The 19,729-nt window shown below is 48.9% G+C and carries 21 protein-coding genes; 8 read left to right on the top strand and 13 right to left on the bottom strand.

The window, feature by feature from the left end; translation table 11 throughout:
* The first annotated feature begins 105 nt into the window (after window positions 1-105).
* On the top strand, window positions 106-1,518 hold the full coding sequence (locus AWQ23_RS01955) for a DNA cytosine methyltransferase (protein WP_062432015.1): 1,413 nt from the start codon (window positions 106-108) through the stop codon (window positions 1,516-1,518).
* On the opposite strand, the gene AWQ23_RS01950 is transcribed toward AWQ23_RS01955, so the two are convergent.
* The 8 genes from AWQ23_RS01950 to AWQ23_RS01920 form a co-directional block, all read right to left on the bottom strand.
* Window positions 1,481-2,020, bottom strand: a complete 540-nt coding sequence (locus tag AWQ23_RS01950; protein WP_315862677.1) for a SinI family restriction endonuclease — start codon at window positions 2,018-2,020, stop codon at window positions 1,481-1,483. The two genes, AWQ23_RS01955 and AWQ23_RS01950, sit on opposite strands and share 38 nt — an antisense overlap.
* The gene (locus AWQ23_RS01945) at window positions 2,011-3,111 is read right to left on the bottom strand and encodes an IS4-like element ISSysp2 family transposase (RefSeq protein ID WP_062432013.1); all 1,101 of its coding nucleotides are present in this window, start codon (window positions 3,109-3,111) and stop codon (window positions 2,011-2,013) included. Before AWQ23_RS01945 ends, AWQ23_RS01950 begins: the two co-directional genes overlap by 10 nt.
* A complete protein-coding gene (locus tag AWQ23_RS15970; RefSeq protein WP_157072181.1) occupies window positions 3,098-3,421 on the bottom strand; it encodes a SinI family restriction endonuclease in 324 nt (107 codons plus the stop codon). The genes AWQ23_RS01945 and AWQ23_RS15970 overlap by 14 nt, the downstream gene beginning before the upstream one ends.
* Before the next feature lie 19 nt (window positions 3,422-3,440).
* Entirely contained in the window at window positions 3,441-3,941 is a 501-nt protein-coding gene (locus AWQ23_RS01940) for a type IIL restriction-modification enzyme MmeI (RefSeq protein WP_062432005.1), read from the bottom strand.
* Window positions 3,942-4,070: 129 nt separating this feature from the next.
* The gene (locus tag AWQ23_RS01935) at window positions 4,071-5,258 is read right to left on the bottom strand and encodes a GNAT family N-acetyltransferase (protein ID WP_062432002.1); all 1,188 of its coding nucleotides are present in this window, start codon (window positions 5,256-5,258) and stop codon (window positions 4,071-4,073) included.
* A gap of 78 nt (window positions 5,259-5,336) precedes the next feature.
* Window positions 5,337-5,810 (bottom strand): phosphoribosyltransferase, encoded by a 474-nt coding sequence (locus tag AWQ23_RS01930; protein ID WP_041443738.1) that lies wholly within the window; start codon window positions 5,808-5,810, stop codon window positions 5,337-5,339.
* A 2-nt stretch (window positions 5,811-5,812) separates the two neighbouring features.
* Window positions 5,813-6,391 (bottom strand): metal-binding protein, encoded by a 579-nt coding sequence (locus AWQ23_RS01925; RefSeq protein ID WP_062432000.1) that lies wholly within the window; start codon window positions 6,389-6,391, stop codon window positions 5,813-5,815.
* Window positions 6,392-6,394: 3 nt separating this feature from the next.
* Window positions 6,395-8,542, bottom strand: coding sequence for an IMS domain-containing protein (locus AWQ23_RS01920; RefSeq protein WP_062431998.1), 2,148 nt, complete (start codon window positions 8,540-8,542; stop codon window positions 6,395-6,397).
* Between the two features lie 278 nt (window positions 8,543-8,820).
* On the opposite strand from AWQ23_RS01920, the gene pdhA reads away from it, so the two are divergent.
* The 4 genes from pdhA (at window position 8,821) to gcvH (ending at window position 12,052) form a co-directional block, all read left to right on the top strand.
* Window positions 8,821-9,852 carry a pyruvate dehydrogenase (acetyl-transferring) E1 component subunit alpha gene (gene pdhA, locus AWQ23_RS01915; RefSeq protein ID WP_062436458.1) on the top strand — a complete coding sequence of 344 codons (1,032 nt, stop codon included), beginning with the start codon at window positions 8,821-8,823 and terminating at the stop codon, window positions 9,850-9,852.
* 158 nt (window positions 9,853-10,010) lie between these two features.
* Window positions 10,011-11,336, top strand: a complete 1,326-nt coding sequence (locus AWQ23_RS01910; protein ID WP_062431996.1) for an aminopeptidase P N-terminal domain-containing protein — start codon at window positions 10,011-10,013, stop codon at window positions 11,334-11,336.
* A gap of 15 nt (window positions 11,337-11,351) precedes the next feature.
* Window positions 11,352-11,474, top strand: a complete 123-nt coding sequence (locus AWQ23_RS16405) for a hypothetical protein (RefSeq protein WP_254903472.1) — start codon at window positions 11,352-11,354, stop codon at window positions 11,472-11,474.
* A gap of 179 nt (window positions 11,475-11,653) precedes the next feature.
* Window positions 11,654-12,052 (top strand): glycine cleavage system protein GcvH, encoded by a 399-nt coding sequence (gene gcvH, locus AWQ23_RS01905; RefSeq protein WP_012305985.1) that lies wholly within the window; start codon window positions 11,654-11,656, stop codon window positions 12,050-12,052.
* On the opposite strand, the gene AWQ23_RS01900 is transcribed toward gcvH, so the two are convergent.
* Entirely contained in the window at window positions 12,031-13,068 is a 1,038-nt protein-coding gene (locus tag AWQ23_RS01900) for a DMT family transporter (protein WP_062431994.1), read from the bottom strand. The two genes, gcvH and AWQ23_RS01900, sit on opposite strands and share 22 nt — an antisense overlap.
* A gap of 386 nt (window positions 13,069-13,454) precedes the next feature.
* On the opposite strand from AWQ23_RS01900, the gene ftsH2 reads away from it, so the two are divergent.
* Window positions 13,455-15,341: an ATP-dependent zinc metalloprotease FtsH2 gene (gene ftsH2, locus AWQ23_RS01895; RefSeq protein WP_062431992.1), complete on the top strand. Its 1,887-nt coding sequence runs from the start codon at window positions 13,455-13,457 to the stop codon at window positions 15,339-15,341.
* 137 nt (window positions 15,342-15,478) lie between these two features.
* On the top strand, window positions 15,479-15,574 hold the full coding sequence (gene petL / locus AWQ23_RS16460; RefSeq protein WP_099240448.1) for a cytochrome b6-f complex subunit PetL: 96 nt from the start codon (window positions 15,479-15,481) through the stop codon (window positions 15,572-15,574).
* Window positions 15,575-15,748: 174 nt separating this feature from the next.
* Here petL and nblB read toward each other — a convergent pair whose 3' ends face one another.
* The 4 genes from nblB to purM all read right to left on the bottom strand — a co-directional run bounded on the left by nblB (window position 15,749) and on the right by purM (window position 18,513).
* Window positions 15,749-16,405: a phycobilisome degradation protein NblB gene (gene nblB, locus AWQ23_RS01890; RefSeq protein ID WP_062431990.1), complete on the bottom strand. Its 657-nt coding sequence runs from the start codon at window positions 16,403-16,405 to the stop codon at window positions 15,749-15,751.
* 31 nt (window positions 16,406-16,436) lie between these two features.
* Window positions 16,437-16,901 carry a CBS domain-containing protein gene (locus AWQ23_RS01885; RefSeq protein WP_062436455.1) on the bottom strand — a complete coding sequence of 155 codons (465 nt, stop codon included), beginning with the start codon at window positions 16,899-16,901 and terminating at the stop codon, window positions 16,437-16,439.
* Window positions 16,902-16,988: 87 nt separating this feature from the next.
* The gene (locus tag AWQ23_RS01880; RefSeq protein WP_062431989.1) at window positions 16,989-17,435 is read right to left on the bottom strand and encodes a hypothetical protein; all 447 of its coding nucleotides are present in this window, start codon (window positions 17,433-17,435) and stop codon (window positions 16,989-16,991) included.
* 52 nt (window positions 17,436-17,487) lie between these two features.
* On the bottom strand, window positions 17,488-18,513 hold the full coding sequence (gene purM / locus AWQ23_RS01875) for a phosphoribosylformylglycinamidine cyclo-ligase (RefSeq protein WP_062431988.1): 1,026 nt from the start codon (window positions 18,511-18,513) through the stop codon (window positions 17,488-17,490).
* A gap of 333 nt (window positions 18,514-18,846) precedes the next feature.
* Here purM and AWQ23_RS01870 point away from each other — a divergent pair, with 333 nt between their 5' ends.
* Window positions 18,847-19,713 carry a septal ring lytic transglycosylase RlpA family protein gene (locus tag AWQ23_RS01870; protein WP_062431987.1) on the top strand — a complete coding sequence of 289 codons (867 nt, stop codon included), beginning with the start codon at window positions 18,847-18,849 and terminating at the stop codon, window positions 19,711-19,713.
* The last annotated feature ends 16 nt before the right edge of the window (window positions 19,714-19,729 follow it).

The following is a 19,729-nucleotide window of genomic DNA, read 5'->3' as shown; positions in this document are numbered from 1 at the left end:
CTTGTTTGTGGTGGCTGTCTAATCCAATACTCTTGAGTTATGTCATCACAAGCAACATTCCTTTTATGCTAAAGTGGGTACGCATTTTGAGTTTCGACAAAGAACATGTCTATAGGTACCCATACCCAGTACACAATCAAAGATGCGGCTAGGAAATTAAAGGTCAGCGAGCAAAGAGTAAGAACTTTATGTCGTACTGGAAAGATAGCGTCTAGAAAGATCGGAAATATGTGGTTCTTGGATGAAAATAGTGTACGAAGTTATGGATTGCGTTCTGGTAATTTATTGGCAGAGAATCATCAAATATATCGAATTAACTCTTACCCTAAACCAATTGCCCTAAGTTTCTTTTCTGGAGCAATGGGGCTTGACTTAGGAATTCATAAAGCTGGCTTTGATGTTCGTTTAACTTGTGAAGTGGATAAATTTTGCAGGCAGACTATTAGCCTCAATAAGCCTGATGCAGCATTACTAGGCGATATCCTTCAATACAATGCCCAAGAAGTCAGATCTGCCGCTGGCTTAAAAAAAGATGATGATATTGATTTAATTGTTGGTGGCCCGCCATGTCAGGCTTTTAGCACTGCGGGAAAACGTCAAGGGTTTAATGATAGTAGAGGAAATATTTTCTTAAAATATATAGATTTGTGCTTAGAGCTAAACCCTAAATATTTCGTCATCGAAAATGTTCGAGGCCTATTATCTTGTCCTTTACTACATAGGCCCCATGATCAGAGAGGAGATAAATTCCCACCACTTCATAAACATGAACAGAAGGGAAGTGCACTCAGCTTTATTCTCAAAAAAATAGAAAAATCAAATTATTCTTTTTCATTTAATTTATATAACGCAGCAAATTTTGGAACCCCGCAAATTAGAGAAAGAGTCATCATAATTTGTTCAAGAGATGGGAAAAGACCTCCTTTTTTAGTGCCAACACATTCTGAAAATGGCGAATTCAATTTGCCAAAATGGAGAAGTTTTCAGTCTTGTACTATGGGAATAAAAAAGCATCATCATTTAAATTTTCCGGAAAAAAGATTGAAATATTATCGATTGCTCGAACCAGGTCAAAATTGGAAAAATTTACCTCTTGAATTACAACAAGAAGCGATGGGGAAATCATTTTATTCAGGTGGTGGAAAAACAGGTTTTTTACGTCGTCTTTCATGGGACAGGCCTTCTCCAACTCTTGTAACACATCCGGCAATGCCAGCAACTGATTTAGCTCATCCTACAGAGAATAGACCTCTTTCTATTGAGGAATATAGAAGAATACAGGAATTTCCTGATGACTGGGAACTATCGGGATCTTTGATTCAGCAATACAAACAAGTTGGTAATGCCGTACCAGTTGGTTTAGGTTATGCAATTGGAGTTTTGGTTTTTAATTTACTTCATGGAATTAAAAATAAAAGTTTAGATGGTTTTAAATACTCACGTTATAAAAATACAAGTGATTTAGATTGGAATAAAGAATTCAATTCTCAAGTTCAGCTCGCATTGAATTTAGTTTAGCCTTCTCTGCGTCAAGATATGAAGCAACAAATCTTTTAAATCCATTCTCGCTTAGCCCGTATCCTTGCATTGCATTGGGAAGCTGATCCCAACGAGTAAAGCTCGTTCTTCTCTTTTTAGTATCTTTCGAGAAAGAACGAAACCATTTTTGAATGCTGGTACCATCTCTTATTGCACTACTAGAAGAATTTTCAGAGTTATCTCTATTTTTTATTTGAAGTAATATCCAGCTACTATCATCTTGCCGATAAATAAAATCAATGGCTCGAACAAAATCACCACAACACCAGCTCCAGCCATAATCTTTTAGCTGTTCATGGATATAACGTTCAAGCAAGTTGCCGACACAATTTTCTGCACACATAGAATATTGGTGCTCAATTTTGATTTCTTGACATTTTTCGGGACTATAACCATAAGCTTTTTCCATAATAAAAGAAACCATTTCATCTGGAACAGTGCTGGGGGCTGTCGGAAAATCAGATCGTCTATCTAAGTACAGGACAAAAGTTGTATGGGGTGAAACTCTGACCCAAGTAGAGATTGGGGAGAAGCGGTAAAAAAGCGACGCAATAAGTCAAAGCCATAGCGAAACAAACTCCGAGCTCGACGGCCATGGGCCTTGATGATACGAATCGGCTTTTGGATATGTCGCCATAAACCCGCTTTCATCGCCCAAACAAAGCCAATGGCCAACAGAGCCAGCAGCTTCGACAAACGCACCTTATCGGTAAAATGGGTCGATTCCAAGCAAAAGCCACGGGTCTTAAGAGCTCCAAACAGGGTTTCAATTCCCCAGCGACGACGGTAATCTGCTAAAGCATTTTGAGGGTCATGGGTGGTGATGATAATCAGAAACTCATCCTCATTTTTACTAGCTCTTCGTTTCGAGTCGAGACGAGTGCCCATGACATAGACCTGACGACCCCAGACCCACCGTTTTCCTGGCAGTATTCTTGTTTCGCCAATGGCTAAGGAGCGAAACAGATGTGACCCCGCGATGGCGGGTTGACCTTTGCCTTTACTTATTTTGTCGGTCTGACGTAGGCGCAGACGAAAGGGAATAGGCTTATCGAGCATCAGATACGATAACCAGGGCTTGCCGATAAACTCTCGGTCTCCCGTGAGATAGGCAATCTCGATATTGGGAAATAAGGTTTCAAAGCGTTCGAGCAAATCCATCCGCTCTGTACTATTGCTGTTGCCCCTCTTCTTTTTGAGCATCGTCCACATCAATGGATAGCCGATACCCTCATGGACGACGCACAGCATTAGGATGTTGAAGTCAGTTGTCCCCAATGACCAGTTGGTGCGGTCGATGCTTAAGACCCAAGGTTGCGGGATAGCCGCGATATTCATTACCATCCTGGCGATTTTGTCCATGTTGACGTCAAAGGACTGAAAGAATCGCTGCATGCGTTTGTAATTAGACTCTTCTGCTGCATTGCCTCCCCAGACGGTGGCGAGTTCGGCGAGATTGACGGTTTTAGCCCGGAACAGTGCCACCAGGAAGAGGGCGATAAATGACAGTCTGGCTCCATGCCATCCGAGATGAGGTCGCAATTGGCGGCGAATTTCGCTAATCTGATTCATGAGGGCTTGATTGATTTGTGCTTATTTCCATCAAACCCTCTCCCTCTATCCTTTTCAAGCTTTTTGTCCTGTACTGAGATCGTCTATATGCAGAAAAATAGCAAGAAGCTAATACATTAAGGCCTTCTTCTTTATTTACATCTGGCTTTTCGGGATTTTTTTTACTTGTCCTCCATGACAATTGATCGGGAAATTCAGATAAAAAAGTACAAATATCGATAAATTGACGAACTAATGCTTGTTCTTTGTCATCATATTTATCAAGCTCATTTTCTGCTATTGTTTTAGCAAGTTGTCGATTAAAAACCAATTTTGACTCACCTCATCTATCAGTTGGAAAATTTTAAACTATTATCTTCCAGATCCGTAAACGGAATTTTCGGCACACTGTCGTAGGTTCCGTAATTCCCGTTGGCACTGAGCCACGACTCACTAAAATCCTGCCAAATCCGAAAATGATCGCCGATGTCACAGGTAATCAAAAAAGGAGGTTTCGGCTCCACAAACCGCGCATATTTGAGCGCCTGCCCAAACGCCTTGTTCATCTCCTTGCGGTAGCGTGTCCCATGACCCTTGTTGCTGGTATTGCTGCCCTGCTTCGTCTCTAAAACGAAACACCCTTCCTTGTAGAAATCAATAAAATTCGTCGTTGCCGCCCCACTCGGCGCAATAATTTTCACATCCCGATCAAAACAATAGCGATTATTCCCTTCTCCCTTGGGTGGCGACTTTTCTACCCCCAAAAACTCACAAAAATCATTTAAAAAGCTCTGGTAATTTGCCCGTTCATTCCCTTCTGAGCCAGCCCACTTCTGAATAAAATTCGTCATACTTTGCACACATACTGAGGCGATCACCCCTTAATTTTACTCCATACACTAAGAGAGTCCCCTCTGCCTTTAGCATCTCCCCCAAGGGAGTGGGTTTTTGGAGGGCGATCGCGCTTTTGGCTAGTGAAGCTAGGAAATTTTCAATTGAACTTCCTGCCGTTTAAAGGGAATGTCTGCATTGATCGCCTCGATTTCCTGCTGCTCCATGGCATTAATTTCATCAATATAAGCGTCTAAAACTTGGCCCATGCGGGGTTGATAAAAACGGTGGAGGCTATAGTTTGGGGTTGCCGGGAAACCGCGTCGTCGCTTATGTTTTCCGCCAGCACCCGGATCGTACATCGTAATTCCCTGCTCGATTGCCCATTGGATCGGTTTGTAATAGCAGGCTTCGAAATGGAGACAATCATATTCATCAAAAGCCCCCCAATAACGGCCATAGAGATAATCATCTTTGCGGATACAAAAAGATAAACCGACGGGATGTTTATCATCTTCTGGGGTGTAAGCAGCGGCCAAAACAACCCGATGGCGATAGGTGGATTCTAAGGTTTCAAAAAAGGGTTTACGGAGATATTTACTGCCCCAAAAAAACTTGTCACAGGTGCTGCTATAAAAACGATAAATGAGTGGGAAGTAATGGGCGGGAATTTCGTCGCCTGTCATCATCTTGAGGGATAAACCTGCCTTATCAACGGCTTTGCGTTCGCGTTTAATGTTTTTGCGTTGGTTGGAGGTAAAAGCACCGAGATAGTCGTCGAAGTTGCCGAAATTCTGGTTACTCCAGATGTAGCCATGGTGGAGCCAAGCCCGGAAGCCGAGTTGTTCCATGGTTTTTTGCCAGGTGGGATCGACAAACAGAAAATTACAACCAGAGAGTTGTTGGCGATCGCAAAATTGATCAATGGCAGCGACCATGACCTGAGAGAGGGTCAATTCATCTTCGCCGGGGGCAATGAGAAAGCGATAGCCCACGGCGGGCGTAAAGGGGGTCATCCCCACGAGTTTTGGGTAGTATTCGTGGCCCAAGCGGTAGGACAGATCGGCCCATTGGTGGTCAAAAACAAATTCGCCGTAGCTATGGCCTTTGATGTAAAGGGGGGCCATGGCAATAAATTCTCCATCCCGCTGCACCGATAGATGGCAGGACTGCCAGCCGGTTCGGGGGCCGACACTGCCGGAACGTTCAATATTATGGAGCCAATCCCATTCTAAAAAAGGCGTTTTCAATGGCGCGGCGATCGCATCCCAGGCAGCTTTGGGGATTTCCGCGATTTCACTGTGCCAAGTAACGGTAATTTGCGACGGGGCAACCATTGATTTAGGCAAAATTTAAGAATTTTTTATACCTTAATGGATCTCGTTTGATTTTGCATGGCTCTCCCTGGGCATGGCTCACCATTTTTCGTAATGCTCAAAGGGTTGCTGAATCCAAGGATTATCGGGCAAATGCTGGACAAAGTAATCGGGCTGAAATTGGGAATGGCCTTTGTACCAGAGGACGGCGGTACGAATTTCTGTAATCTGGGGGGCTTGGGTTTGGAGCCAGGTCTGGGTTTGCTGGAGACTCCGCCCCGAATCAACTAAATCGTCTACCAGTAAAAGGCGATCGCCCAGAGGCCCAAAGTTCGTAAAATGTTCCGCAAACAAGAGTTTTCCACGTTCTCGATTGCCTGTGCCGCCGTAGCTAGCCACATTGAGAATTGCCAAGGGTTGATCGAAAATGCGCGCCAAAATGTCACCAATTCTTAAGCCACCTTTCGCCAAACAGAGAATTTGGTTGAATTCCCACTGGGATTTTTGAATTGTAGTGGCCAATTGTTCAATTAAAGCGTGGTATTCGGCCCAACTGATCTTGAGGTCTGCTATGGTCATCCTCGGGAGGAACGGGGGGATTTACGACGTTTTTTGCGTTTTTTCCGAGAAAAGGAAGAAAATAAGCCTTGTTTCTGGGATCGTTTAACCATGGAACCAAGCCAATCGCTGACGGAATGACTCATTGCTCCAATTTCTAACCCCACAAAGAGCGCTAAACTTTCCGCCCAGTAGTGTTGTTGCCACTGTCGCTGGACGTTAAGAAAGGCGGTACGCCAATTCCAGGAAAAATCAAACATTAATTGGGCGATCGCCACGCCAACCATTGTGACCAACAGCAGAATCGTCCCTAGATAAAGAACGCGAACAATTGTACCAATTAAAAACCCGTGGGAAAGGGCTGAACGATGGCGGAGATTTTTTTGATAGGGGAGCCAAATCCAGCGGAAGATCCCCCAACGCTTAAACTGCACGGAATGAATATCTAAGTCTGGGCCAAACATTAAACCGCTAAACAGATAGGCCAAACTCAGAATGAGGGCCAATTCCCACCGCCGCAGCAGAAAAAAACCAAGGCCCACCACGACGGGCAGCCCCCAGAAGGTGATCTGATCGTGGGTACGTCCAGAAGGCATCGGCTACAGGGTTTGGGAAGAACGAATCAACCAGCGATCGCCTTGGCGCACCAAGCTATAGCGGACACGCAGGTCAGAATCATAGGACTGGCCGGGATCGCGTTCCCCATTCGCCCGATAATAATCTGCCTTTTCCTGCACCTGGGCCTCCACGGTCGCCACATTGGGTTGGTCTGAGTTGAAGCTCACCGTTTCAATCGTCAAACTGTGGTCATAGGTGCGGTAGGTACCAGCGCTGCGGACGGCCTGGGCACTACTGCGCCAGCGGGACAGGGACGGTTCTGCCAAAATATTTTCTAGGGCCGCCAAATCACGGTCTTGGCCAAAGGCTCTAGCTTTACTCTCAAACCAAGTTTGGATCACCTCAGCGGCGATCGCCTCATTGATCAAGGGTGTTGTTTCCGTCGTTGTCCCGTTATCAGAATTATTGCTTGGTGCGGCAGGATCGAGGCTGGGGATCGTCAGGGGCGGCTCACCATTGAGGGTGACCTGTAGAGGTTCCTGGGTGGTTAGGCCAGACAAAATTCGCACCAGGCCCACAACCAGCAAAACACTCCCCACGATAGCAACGATCGCCCCCCAAGGCCCGATAGACTTTTTTGACGAAACTGGTTTTGACGAAGCGGAAGACGCTTCCGGGTCTGGGTTTAATGCCGCAGTTACGGGTGCTACACCAGGAGAAGGCGGTGCTGGGGTAACTGTAGCGGGAGTTTGAGTGACGAGATCCTCAAAGGAATCAACCTTGGCGGGACGACTGGGGTGCGGCGAAACAACGGTTTCTGACTGTAATGTTTCCGGTGGCCTTTCTACCGGGGCTGCTGTACTTTCTGTGTCTGAAGGAGGTGTGAGTGTGGGGACAGCCTCCGTGAGGAGATCGTCAAGATATTGCTGCACTTCAGGATCGGCGAAGTAAGCCGTCAACGAAACAGAGCCATCCTCACGCCGCTGCCGGAGATCGCGAAAATGGGAAAAGACCTCCGTCTTCAGCCACTGTTCTCCATAGAGACACAAGCCTGGGAGTAGATCCGGTGCCCCCGCAGACTGCTCGCGAATGTAGGCGATCGCCTCCTGTTCCTGGCTTTGTTCTAGCAGTTGATTGGCTTCCGTTGGCTGCCCCAAAAGTAACGCACAGATCGATTGCTCTAAATAAACATCCTGGCGTTTACCGAGCCGTTCTAATAGAGTCTGGGCTTGGACAACTAAATCTGGTTGCCGTCGCGAAAACCCGGCCGCTAAAAGGGCATATACCGCGAGATAGGCTGCTGCAGCTGAAGGTCGCTTTGATTCTGCAACAAACAAATCCAACTGTTCTTGAACCGTTAGATAACTGCGCAACTGTTGGATGAACCGTAAAAAATCATCAATGCTGAGACCCGATTGATCATCCCCCTGGCCGTCAATCCCTACGCGGGCGCTCAACATCTCCTGGAGTAGTTGTAAACCCCGTTGTCGCTCTCGGGCTTCCGATTCTGGTCGGGCTAGAAGTTCTAAGACTTGATAAGGTCTGAGTCGATGGAGATCTGCTTGGATCTCCTGCTGGAGGTCCTCAAATTGCGCCGTATCTACCAATAATTCTTGACTCTTCTGACCTGATATGGCGGCCTGTTCGTAATGTTGCTGGAGCCACTGTTCCCGGCTTAATTCCCAATGGGCTAGGGCCAGACAAAGCCGCAGTTCCTGCTCAACGATTTCGACGGCCCCAAATTTTCCTTCTTTGACCAGCTTGCCTTTGCCCTTGAGGTAGGGGGCAGCCCACTTTAGCACTAATTCGTACTCCCCCAGGTCTAGGAGCAGCAGTAGTCCCCCCAGTAAATCTTTTTCTGCGATGTCAATGGTTGGTTGGTGGGCCGTCAGGGCTTCTAACTCTGCGTCACTGGAGGGGCGATCGGGAAAAGGCAGTTTCGGCCGGCTGGGGACGAGGGAACGAAACATATTTCCCGACAGCTCATGGTCGTAGATGGCGCGGGTTTCTGTTTGGGATAACACCTCGAAGGCTTGCTCGATAATCCGGTTGCGGGCCTCAATGGCCAGGGCATTATGTTCGCGACGGGGAAATTGGGAAAGGCGATCGCGATAGGCTTGGGTAATTTGGGCAGTGGTTGCCTTGGCGGGGACGCATAGGATGCGGTAATAGTCGAGCGGAATGCGCACAGTTTACTTTCCTATCAGCAAAAGTCAGGTCAATTAAGGTTATATTAACCAAAGAATTTTAAACACCATAGGTTGCACGCTGTAGCGTTATTGAGCCTAGCAGTCCGTAGAACATTGACCTCAGACTCCGTGTTTTCTGGATTGCTGGGCGATGGAACCGATGATGCTTTGCTTCTATGGAAGTCAATTTGATTCTAAACTGTTACTGCAGATTTCACACAGCCCTTGCGCCGCGTGATCGACTCATAAGACTAACCGAAAAATCCTGAATGTTAATGATGCATAAAGAACGGACAGCCCCAGAATTTGATAGTTCTTCGGTAGAGATCACCAAAGAAGAAGCCCTCATGCTCTACGAAGATATGACCTTAGGACGCTTGTTCGAGGATAAGTGTGCTGAGATGTACTACCGAGGCAAGATGTTTGGCTTCGTCCACCTCTATAACGGTCAGGAAGCGGTTTCCACTGGGGTGATTCGCTCAATGCGGCAGGGGGAAGATTTTGTTTGTAGTACCTACCGTGACCACGTCCATGCCCTCAGTGCCGGGGTGCCCGCGCGGGAAGTGATGGCGGAACTGTTTGGCAAAGAAACAGGCTGTAGCAAGGGTCGGGGTGGCTCGATGCACATGTTTTCTAAAGAACATGGTCTCTTGGGAGGCTATGCGTTTATCGGGGAAGGGATTCCGGTGGCGGCAGGGGCAGCCCTCCAAAGTAAATACCGCCAGGAAGTGATGGGCAATAAAAATGCTGATAATGTGACGGCTTGTTTCTTTGGGGATGGCACCTCCAATAATGGTCAGTTCTTCGAAACCCTGAATATGGCAGCCCTCTGGAAATTGCCGATTTTATTTGTGGTGGAAAACAACAAGTGGGCGATTGGTATGGCCCATGAACGGGCAACGTCCCAGCCGGAAATTTATAAAAAAGCAAGTGTGTTTGGGATGCCCGGTTATGAAGTGGACGGAATGGATGTGCTGGCAATGCGGGATGTGGCCCAAAAAGCCGTGGCCAGAGCCAGAGCCGGAGAAGGGCCAACTTTGATCGAAGCACTAACTTACCGCTTCCGGGGTCACTCCCTCGCCGATCCCGACGAATTGCGGTCTGCTGAAGAAAAAGAATTCTGGGCCCAGCGGGATCCAATTAAACGCTTTGAAAAATTTGTCACTAATCGGGGCTTGGCTACCGCCGAGGAACTAAAGGCGATTGAGAAGAAAATTCAAGAAGTTGTAAATGAGTCTGTGACCTTCGCTGAAAGTAGTCCCGAACCGAATCCGGCAGATCTGCGCAAATACATTTTTGCCGAAAGCTAAAACGGATCTTTAGAGATCTAAAAATTAAGGTTGGCGATCGCCTTTGGGGTAGGATCGCCAACCTTTTTTCATGGGTCAATTTAAGGGGCCAAATTCGGGGGCAAAAAAGTTTGCTACCATTTTATTCACTCAAAACAAGCGCAAATCGATAAAAATCAATGGGCATTACACCGCAGGAATATCAACAGCGTCGCCAAGCATTCATGGCCGAAATTGGTCAGGGAACCGCCATCCTACGCAGTGCGCCCCATGCGGTGATGCATAACGATGTGGAATATAATTTCCGCCAAGATAGCGATTTTTATTATTTAACGGGTTTCAATGAGCCCAATGCGGTGGCTGTGTTTGCCCCCCACCACCCAGAACATCAATTTATTCTGTTTGTGCAACCAAAGGATTTGGCCCAGGAAATTTGGGTCGGCTACCGGGCCGGAGTCGAAGGGGCCAAGGAAAAATTCGGCGCGGACATCACCTACTCAATTCAAGAATTAGACGAAAAACTGCCAGAATACCTCAAGGGTGGCGATCGCCTTTTTTATCACCTGGGCCGGGACGAAAAATTCAACCAAACGATTCTGCAACATTATCAACGTCTCCTGGCAACCCGCTCGAAGCGTGGTACGGGCCCCACGGCCCTTGAAGATCCGGGGCAAATTTTACATCAGATGCGCATGGTCAAAAGCCCAGCGGAACTAGATCTAATGCGTCGGGCCACAGCCATTTCTGCCAAAGCTCACCTCTGGGCACTGGAATATGCAAGACCTGGACTCTATGAATATCAAGTTCAAGCCGAAATCGAACACCTTTTCCGCCTCGAAGGGGCTGCCGGCTTTGCCTATCCTTCCATTGTTGCCGGGGGCGCCAATGCTTGTATCTTGCACTACGTCGAGAATAGTGCCCAACTCCAGGACAACGAATTACTTTTGATCGATGCAGGCGCTTGCTATGACTACTACAACGGCGATATTACCCGCACCTTCCCCATTGGTGGCCAATTTACCCCGGAACAAAAAACCCTCTACGAAATCGTCCTCGAAGCACAAAAACAAGCCATCGCAGCCGTCAAACCCGGACATTCCTACCAAAGCTCCCATGCCGCGGCAGTACGGGTCATCACCCAGGGGTTATTGGATTTGGGATTACTCCGGGGCGATCTCGAAGAATTGATCGAAGGGGAGAAATATAAGCCTTTCTTTATGCATGGCACGGGCCACTGGTTGGGGTTAGATGTCCATGACGCAGGGATCTACAAAATCGGCCCGGAAAAGGATGCTTGGACGAATTTTGCGGCGGGCAATATTGTCACCGTTGAACCGGGTATTTACATTTCCCCCTACATTGAACCGGCCGAAGGTCAGCCGGAAATTCCTGACCACTGGAAGGGCATTGGTATTCGCATTGAAGATGATGTTCTAGTCACAGATACAGGCCATGAGGTTTTGACGGCGGCTGTCCCCAAGGAAATTAAAGATCTAGAGCAGTAGGGAGGCATTTTCGAGATGCAGCGTGATTTGCTCGGCTTTGGGCTGTTTTTTCTGGGCTTAACCCTCTATCTTTTTTGGTCGGCGAAAACGGAAATGGGCACCAAGATCGGTCAAAAAATAAAAGGCGATCGCCGCTAATGGGCCTTGAGGCGTTGCGGCCATTGTGGCCATAGCTCAGAAATCGTAACAAATTTCTGGTTAAGCCTTGATCTTGCCAAAATTCCAGAATAAAGTAGCCCAAGGGTTGTACAGACTTGACACATCCATGGCGATTTTCTGTCTGTGCCCTGCAACCTTCCAGCCTAGAGAAATTGACTATGGAACTCGAATATCCAGATGACCTCCGCTATTTAGATAGCCACGAATATATTCGCCTCGATGGGGAAATTGCCACCATTGGCTTGAGTGCCCATGCCATCGATGAATTGGGGGATATTGTGTTCCTAGAGTTACCGGAGGAAGGGGATGCAATTGTTGTGGGTGAAACCTTTGGCAGCATTGAATCGGTCAAAGCCGTCGAGGATCTTTACGCGCCGATTTCCGGCACTGTCATTGACCGTAATGAGGCGTTAATCCAATCCCCAGAGATGGTTTCCGAAGACCCCTACGAAGAAGGATGGTTTATCAAAGTGCGGGTCGATAACCTCGACGATGAAATGCTCGCCGAGACGATGACCGCTGAAGAATACCGGCTTCAGGTGGCAGGCGAAGAATAGGATTGGGTGGCAGCTTGGGTTTGGGGCTTTTGGGTCTGGGCTGATTTCGCCAGGTAGATCCCCCCAAGCACCCCGCAAAAGGCGATCGCATTGGTCGGCGTTAAAGTTTCACCCAAGAGCCCCCAGGCAAACACCGCCGTAATAATTGGCTCCAAAAGGAGAAAAATCGCCACAAAGCCAGACGAAAACGTTTTGAGACTATAGACCACTAATCCCTGGCCAAAGCATTGACATAAAATGGCCAAACCAATGGCGGCTCCCCATACCGGTAGCGATTGAGGAAACAGATGGTCTTCGGTGAGCCACACAAAGGGCAACAGTAACAGACAACCGAAACCGCAGCGCCAGAGCAAAATTTGGCTTGCCCCCAGGCGATCGCGCAGATTTTCTACCAAGAGTAAATTCACCCCATAACAAAGAGCTGACAACAGGGCCAGCAGATCCCCAGTTAAATGCTGCCAGGCTAACTGGAAATCGGTCACCCCAATGGCGATCGCCCCGCCCATGGCCACCACCAGGCCCCAGAGAAAACGTCGGTCAAAGCTTTGGCGTAACCATAACCAAGCCCCCAGGGTCGTGAATAGCGGCGTCAGATTCCGCAGCACTGTCGAATTCGCAACACTCGTCTCGGCGAGGGAGAGCGCCCACAACACCACTGAACTCGAAGAAACAGCCCCCACCAACAGCAATAGGGCATAATCTTTGCCGGTGATCCGCGGGGCGATCGCCGTAACGTTGCGATCATTCGCCCTGGGTTTTAACAGCTCCCACAAGCCCAAAACCCCCGTCGCCAACCACAACCGATTAAAAACCGTGGCTCCGGCCCCTAGCTCCGTACTACACCAACGGATAAAAATCGCCGCAAACGATACCGCCAGCAACGCCAAAATGAGCAAAAATAAAGTCCATTGCAAGGGCGACTGGGTTGATGAAGATGAATCAGGAGAAACTGGGTCATGGGGAGCCGCCGCATCGGCGGTCAGAGAGTCTTGGGGAACAGGGGAAGGAGAGATCACAGCAAAATCACGTTGAAAATCTAAAAAATTGAATTAAATATTTAACCTTAACCAAATCTACAGTAGAAAACGATCAGTCCTCCCTTTGCCTGGGAAACGCAGCCAATCATCGGCAGACTCCTCACCCAGCGAAAAGCAGCGATTAACCCTAAGAAAATCCCAGAAAGTTGCTATCAAAATGAGAATTAAGTTAAATTTAGTTAAGACATCGTCATAAAAACGCCAATTTATAGGCAAAGTCCCTAAGCAACGCTTTCTTTTTATACTGCTAGTAAGCGCGAAAACCTTTGCTTCGTGGTGCGCCCTTCGGGATTGCAAAGATCGGTGGCCCCTCGCTACTTCTCTTCGCATCCACTTATTGAATCAAACATAACAAAGATTAACCCATGAAACCATCTTGGAAAACCGCTGTCCTCTGGGCACTTCCCCTACTCGTGATCGGCTTTTTTGTTTGGCAGGGAGCCTTTTCGGCGAATCCTTCCAACCTCGTTGGTAATAGCGCCAACATCCGCATGAGTTATGGCCGCTTCCTTGAATATTTAGATGCTGGCCGGGTAACAAGCGTTGATCTATATGAAGGGGGCCGCACAGCGATCATTGAAGCGGTTGACCCAGAACTAGACAACCGTGTGCAACAAATCCGCGTTGATTTGCCTGGCAATTCTCCTGAACTGATTAGCAAACTCCGGGACGCCAAGGTAGACTTCGATTCCCACCCCGTAAGCAACAATGGTGCTGTGTGGGGCATTCTCGGAAATCTAATCTTCCCAATTCTCTTGATTTCGGCATTATTTTTCCTCTTCCGTCGCTCTAGCAATATGCCCGGTGGCCCTGGCCAAGCGATGAACTTCGGCAAGTCTAAGGCGAAGTTCATGATGGAAGCGCAAACGGGAATCATGTTCGATGACGTTGCTGGCATCGAAGAAGCAAAAGAAGAACTCCAAGAAGTTGTCACCTTCCTGAAGCAGCCAGAAAAATTCACAGCAGTGGGTGCCCGAATTCCTAAAGGGGTTCTCCTTGTTGGCCCTCCTGGGACTGGTAAAACCCTCCTCGCGAAGGCGATCGCCGGTGAAGCGGGCGTACCTTTCTTCAGTATTTCTGGTTCTGAATTTGTCGAAATGTTCGTTGGAGTCGGTGCATCCCGTGTCCGTGACCTCTTCAAAAAAGCCAAAGAAAATGCCCCTTGCTTAATCTTTATCGATGAAATTGACGCCGTTGGTCGCCAACGCGGTGCAGGCATCGGTGGCGGTAACGACGAGCGGGAACAAACCCTCAACCAGCTTCTAACGGAAATGGATGGTTTCGAGGGTAATACTGGCATCATCATCATTGCCGCAACCAACCGTCCCGACGTGCTAGATTCCGCGTTAATGCGTCCTGGTCGTTTTGACCGTCAGGTGACGGTGGATACCCCCGACATCAAAGGCCGCTTGAGCATCCTCGAAGTTCATGCTCGCAACAAAAAACTAGCGGATGAAATTTCCCTTGATGTGATCGCCCGTCGGACACCTGGTTTTAGTGGTGCTGATCTCGCTAACCTCTTGAACGAAGCAGCAATTCTCACAGCCCGTCGCCGCAAGGAAGCAATCACCATGGCGGAAATTGATGACGCCGTAGACCGAGTGATTGCTGGGATGGAAGGGACACCCCTCGTTGACAGCAAGAGTAAGCGTCTGATTGCCTACCATGAAGTAGGCCATGCGATTGTCGGCACCTTACTCAAGGATCACGATCCGGTGCAGAAAGTGACGCTTATTCCCCGTGGCCAAGCCCAAGGTTTAACCTGGTTCACCCCTAACGAAGAACAGGGCTTGACGACGAAGTCCCAATTAATGGCCCGCATTGCTGGTGCCCTCGGGGGCCGCGCCGCCGAAGAAGAAATCTTTGGCCATGATGAAGTGACTACTGGTGCTGGGGGTGATCTCCAACAGGTCAGCGGTATGGCGCGCCAAATGGTGACCCGCTTTGGGATGAGTGATCTTGGCCCGTTGTCTCTAGAAAGCCAACAGGGTGAAGTCTTCCTTGGTGGTGGCTTCATGAATCGCTCGGAATATTCTGAAGAAGTTGCTTCGCGCATTGATGAGCAAATTCGGATTATCGCCGAAGAAGCCCACCGCCTTGCCCGCAAACTGGTGCGCGATAACCGGGAAGTCATTGATCGTCTCGTAGATCTGCTGATCGAACGAGAAACTATCGATGGAGAAGAGTTCCGGCAGATTGTAGCGGAATACACAACCGTTCCCGAAAAGGAGCAGTTTGTGCCACAACTCTAAACTCATAATTTGAGATTAATCTAAGGATCAGGGGGAGCCAGTCAGTGACTTGTTCCCTCTTTTCTTGGGGCAACTTTTTGGGGCGATCGCCCTTTCCTTTATAATGAGTGGCAATGTTTTTATTAGGACTACATCAGATGGCTGCCATTATTCCTTTTGCGGGTTATATCGTCGTTTTCACTGGTATTGCCCTTGCTGGCTTCCTTGGTCTACGGGCCGCAAACATTATCTAGAGAATTGATTTTTAGCGCGATATTTCGTTAGAAACTCATTCTAAAAAACTGCCCCAGGAGAAATCATTGACATGAAAAATCCGAGGCAGTTTTTTGTTGCTTATTCAGTTAAAAACGAATGCTATGGTTAAGCAGAAAAAATTTAAAAATAAGCCCCTTTGATTACGATAAAACCTAATTAAGATGGTGCTTTGCTTCGTCGGCCACTGCCACTTGTTCATCCTGGGCTAGGGTTTCTAGGAAGGGCTTAACTTCTTCACCTCCCAGCCGTCCTAGGGATTGGGCCAAACGATAGCGCACTTGCCAATCGGGATCAGCAATAAAGGGAGTTAATAGCTCAATGGCGCGGCGATCGCCTAGATCTCCGAGGGCACTGATCGCGCTGGTGCGCACCAATTCTGTTTCTGATTTGAGGGCTTCTTTGAGTAAATCGAAGGCATTAGGATTGCCCAATTCACCGAGGGCTGCCACGATGCTGAATTGCAACAACCACTCCGAAGTGGAATGGTACACCTGGGCCAAATCATCATAGGCTTCGGCAATTTTTAAGCCGGCGATCGCATCGGCGGCTGCTGCCTTGACATCCAATTCCGAATCATTAAATAAGGCATGGCGAAGCAATGCTAAAGCCTCTGTTTCAAAGCCTTGGCCCACCGCATCCATTTGACTGACCGCCGCATAACGGACCCGTGCTTCAGGATCACTCAGGAGGGGCTGAATCAGGGGAAACGCATCCTGGGACGAAAAAGCCCGGAGCTGATTTAAGCCGGAAATGCGATCGCCAAAGCTATCGGAAGAAAGCAGTTGTCGGACGGATTCGAGGGAAGCCATGAAGATGTTTTACCAAATGAAACAATGGAATTTAAGAGGCCTGGGCCATTGCTCGAATAATATCACCTTGGGTAATGATCCCAATGACTTTTTCGCTGTCCTGGGCAATGACGGGCAAACGACCCACGTGTTTCTCGTGCATTAAGTGGGCCGCTTCCCGGACAATTTTTTCGGGGTGAATCGTGTAAACTTTTTTGCTCATGACTTCCCCCACCGTTTGGCCGAGGGCCTTGTGAATCTCAGCGTCGTGCTTGGCGGGATTTTGCAGATAAATCACACTATCCAACAACATGATGTAGGGGGGCGTATCTACCCCTGTTTCTTGCCAGGTGAGGTCACTGTCTGAAATGATCCCCACCAATTTTCCCTGACCATCAACAACGGGAAGGGCGCTAATTTTTTTCTCCACAAGGAGGGCGATCGCCGTTTGGAGCGAATCATTTGCTTTGACCACGGCGGGATCGGGGGTCATGACTTCGGCAACGGTTTTGGTAATCATGATGCCAGCTTAGGGGATTTTTAGGATTTTCTGTCTTTATTTTAGGAAAATCTCGCTTTATTGTGGGGTTCTCGTAGTAGATCGTTACTTCGAGGCCGATTCAAGCTGGATAGATTCAGCCATGGCCGCTTCTAAATCGGCAATCAACTGATCCAGATCGGGGCCATGGGTTTGCCAACAGGTTTCTGGGCTGGGGTCAGCTTGGTAATATACCAGTTTCACCTGCCCATCACCAATGCAGAGGATAATTACTTCCTGCTCAAAGTCTGCCCCGGCAATGATCCCCAGGATTTCCTGGAGACGCCCCCCCACCCGTCGATTCAAGGTCTGGAGGGTTTCTGGGGAGCAGGGCACAAAATGGGGCTGGGGTTTGAGGTCAATGCCGAGGATCGTGCCGTCGTGGTGCCATTCCTGCTGGAGCCCCCAGGCGAGGGCCGTCAGTTGAGAGCGGTAGTCTTGGACGAACCAATCCACGTGCGATCGCCATTTTTCCCTGGGTTGCGGGCCTTGATTGTCGAAGGAGGAAAACATGAACTCAAACCCAATATCAGTAACTATTAATTGTTGGCAAGGATGACCGTAGCTATTGTAGCCCGAGGACTTCCCCTTGACCTGCGACCACCGTACCCACTTGCCAAGCCGCGATCCCCTGGGCCTTAAACCAAGCAACATTTTCCGCCGCTTTGGGGGCCGGCACAATCACCACATAGCCCACCCCCATATTGAAGGTGTCCCACATGGCCGATTGGGGGACATCACCCATGGTTTGCAGCCACTGGAAAAGGGTGGGGATTTCCCAGGTGCTCGGATCAATGGCCATGGATTGATCGGCTTGGAGGCACCGGGGCAGATTTTCGGGGAGGCCGCCCCCGGTGATGTGGGCCATACCGTGGATCTCCATGTTGGCCTTGAGGGCACCTTGGATCGCCTGGACATAGATTTGGGTGGGCGTGAGGAAGACTTCACCGAGGGTTTTACCCTGAAATGCTGCGGGCTTGTCGTCCCAGGACAATTGATTCATTTCAATGATTTTCCGCACTAGGGAAAAACCATTGCTGTGGACACCGCTACTGGGTAAGGCGATCGCCACATCGCCGACCTGCACTTGGGAGCCGTCTAAAATTTCGCTCTTTTCGACGATCCCCACGCAAAAGCCCGCAAGATCATATTCCCCTGCTTGGTAAAAACCCGGCATCTCCGCTGTTTCGCCCCCCAGAAGCGCACAACCACTCTGCTTACACCCTTCAACAATTCCGGCGACCACCTGGGCCAGTTGTTCAGGTTCGAGCTTGCCCGTTGCTAAATAGTCGAGGAAAAAGAGCGGTTCGGCCCCAGAGGTGAGGATATCGTTGACACACATTGCCACCAAATCAATGCCGACGGTGTGGTGCTGATCGGTCTGGTGGGCGATTTTGAGCTTTGTGCCCACCCCATCCGTACCGGAAATCAACACCGGTTGACGATAGCCAGCGGGAATTTCAAAGCAGCCACCAAACCCTCCGAGGCCACCCAGTACCCCCGGTCGGTATGTGCTTTCGACGTTATCCTTGATGGTTTTGACGAAGGAACGCCCTGCTTCGATATCTACTCCTGCTTGTTGGTAGTCCATGCGATAAAAATTCTTTATGAATTGGTCAAGGGAAATTGTCGAGTCTGACAAAACTCGAAAAGCAGATTTTACCGTGCTTTAACTTTATTCGTTGCCATTTATTTTGACCTGAAACCCCATTTTCGACTCTGTGTATACGGATGTGAAGCCGAAAAAGCCTGTGTTACTGTATGTCGGCTTAAGAAATGTAACGTGATCACAACGTTCTGACTTAGGTGTGGGTAAGCGCATTTTTTGGATGCAACGGCCCCTTTGACCAAAGGAAACCCTCTACTGTCAATTGTTTTTTGGTGAGGCATGGTTTTCGGCGGTAGTTGAATTCAATTTTTTTTCATGACCTTAAAACGTAAACATTTGCTCGCTTTGTCTGCTGCCTTTACGACCTTTGCTCCCTTGAGCTTGACCGCAGCACCAACCCTAGCAAATACGGATACGTCTCCTCGTGTTCTGGCCCGTACTCAAGTGACCGCTGCGGCAGAACGTTTAGAACCAATTACGACGTTGTTTTCTTATCCCCACGAAGAACGGACTGCTACCACCCTCTACGTCAACCAACTCCCCGTTCTCACGTTTCTCAATTCCGGTGATGCCGCCGATGATGAGGCCCAGGCGATCGCCCAAAAAGTTTCCCAAGAATTAAATACCCTCGTTGCCCAAGCGGACTTTGATGCCACGAAATTTTCTGCAAGTTGGCAGGCCGCAGGCAAATATGACTTGCTCTATGACAATGCACCCTTGATCACCCTAGATGATTCGGTTTTCCTCGCGGATCGGACAGGCAATGAGACCCAGGATGCTCTGATTGCGGTGAATCGCTTCCGGCGGATCCTCGGTGGTGCTGAACCCATGGCGGCGATCGCCAATGCCCCTAAAGCGAAAAATGTGGCGGGTGCTGGCCTGAAGGTACAACGCACCATGCAAGGCCGGGCCTCTTGGTATGGGCCGGGATTCCATGGCCGACGCACGGCGAGCGGTGAACCGTTTAATCAATATGCGATGACTGCCGCCCACAAGAGCCTACCCTTTGGCACAAAGGTGCGGGTAACAAATGTCCGCAATGGTCGTTCTGTGGTGGTGCGCATCAATGACCGTGGCCCCTTCACCCCTGGTCGCATTATCGATTTGTCCAAGGGTTCGGCCCAGCAGATTGGTTTAGTCAGTGCTGGCGTGGCTACGGTAAAGTTAGAGGTTCTGAACTAACGTCTCCATCCCTTAG

It is taken from the genome of Picosynechococcus sp. PCC 73109 (genome assembly GCF_001521855.1).
Lineage (GTDB): Bacteria > Cyanobacteriota > Cyanobacteriia > Cyanobacteriales > MRBY01 > MRBY01.
Note: the sequence above shows the minus strand (reverse complement) of the source record. Positions and strands in the feature narration are given on the sequence as shown.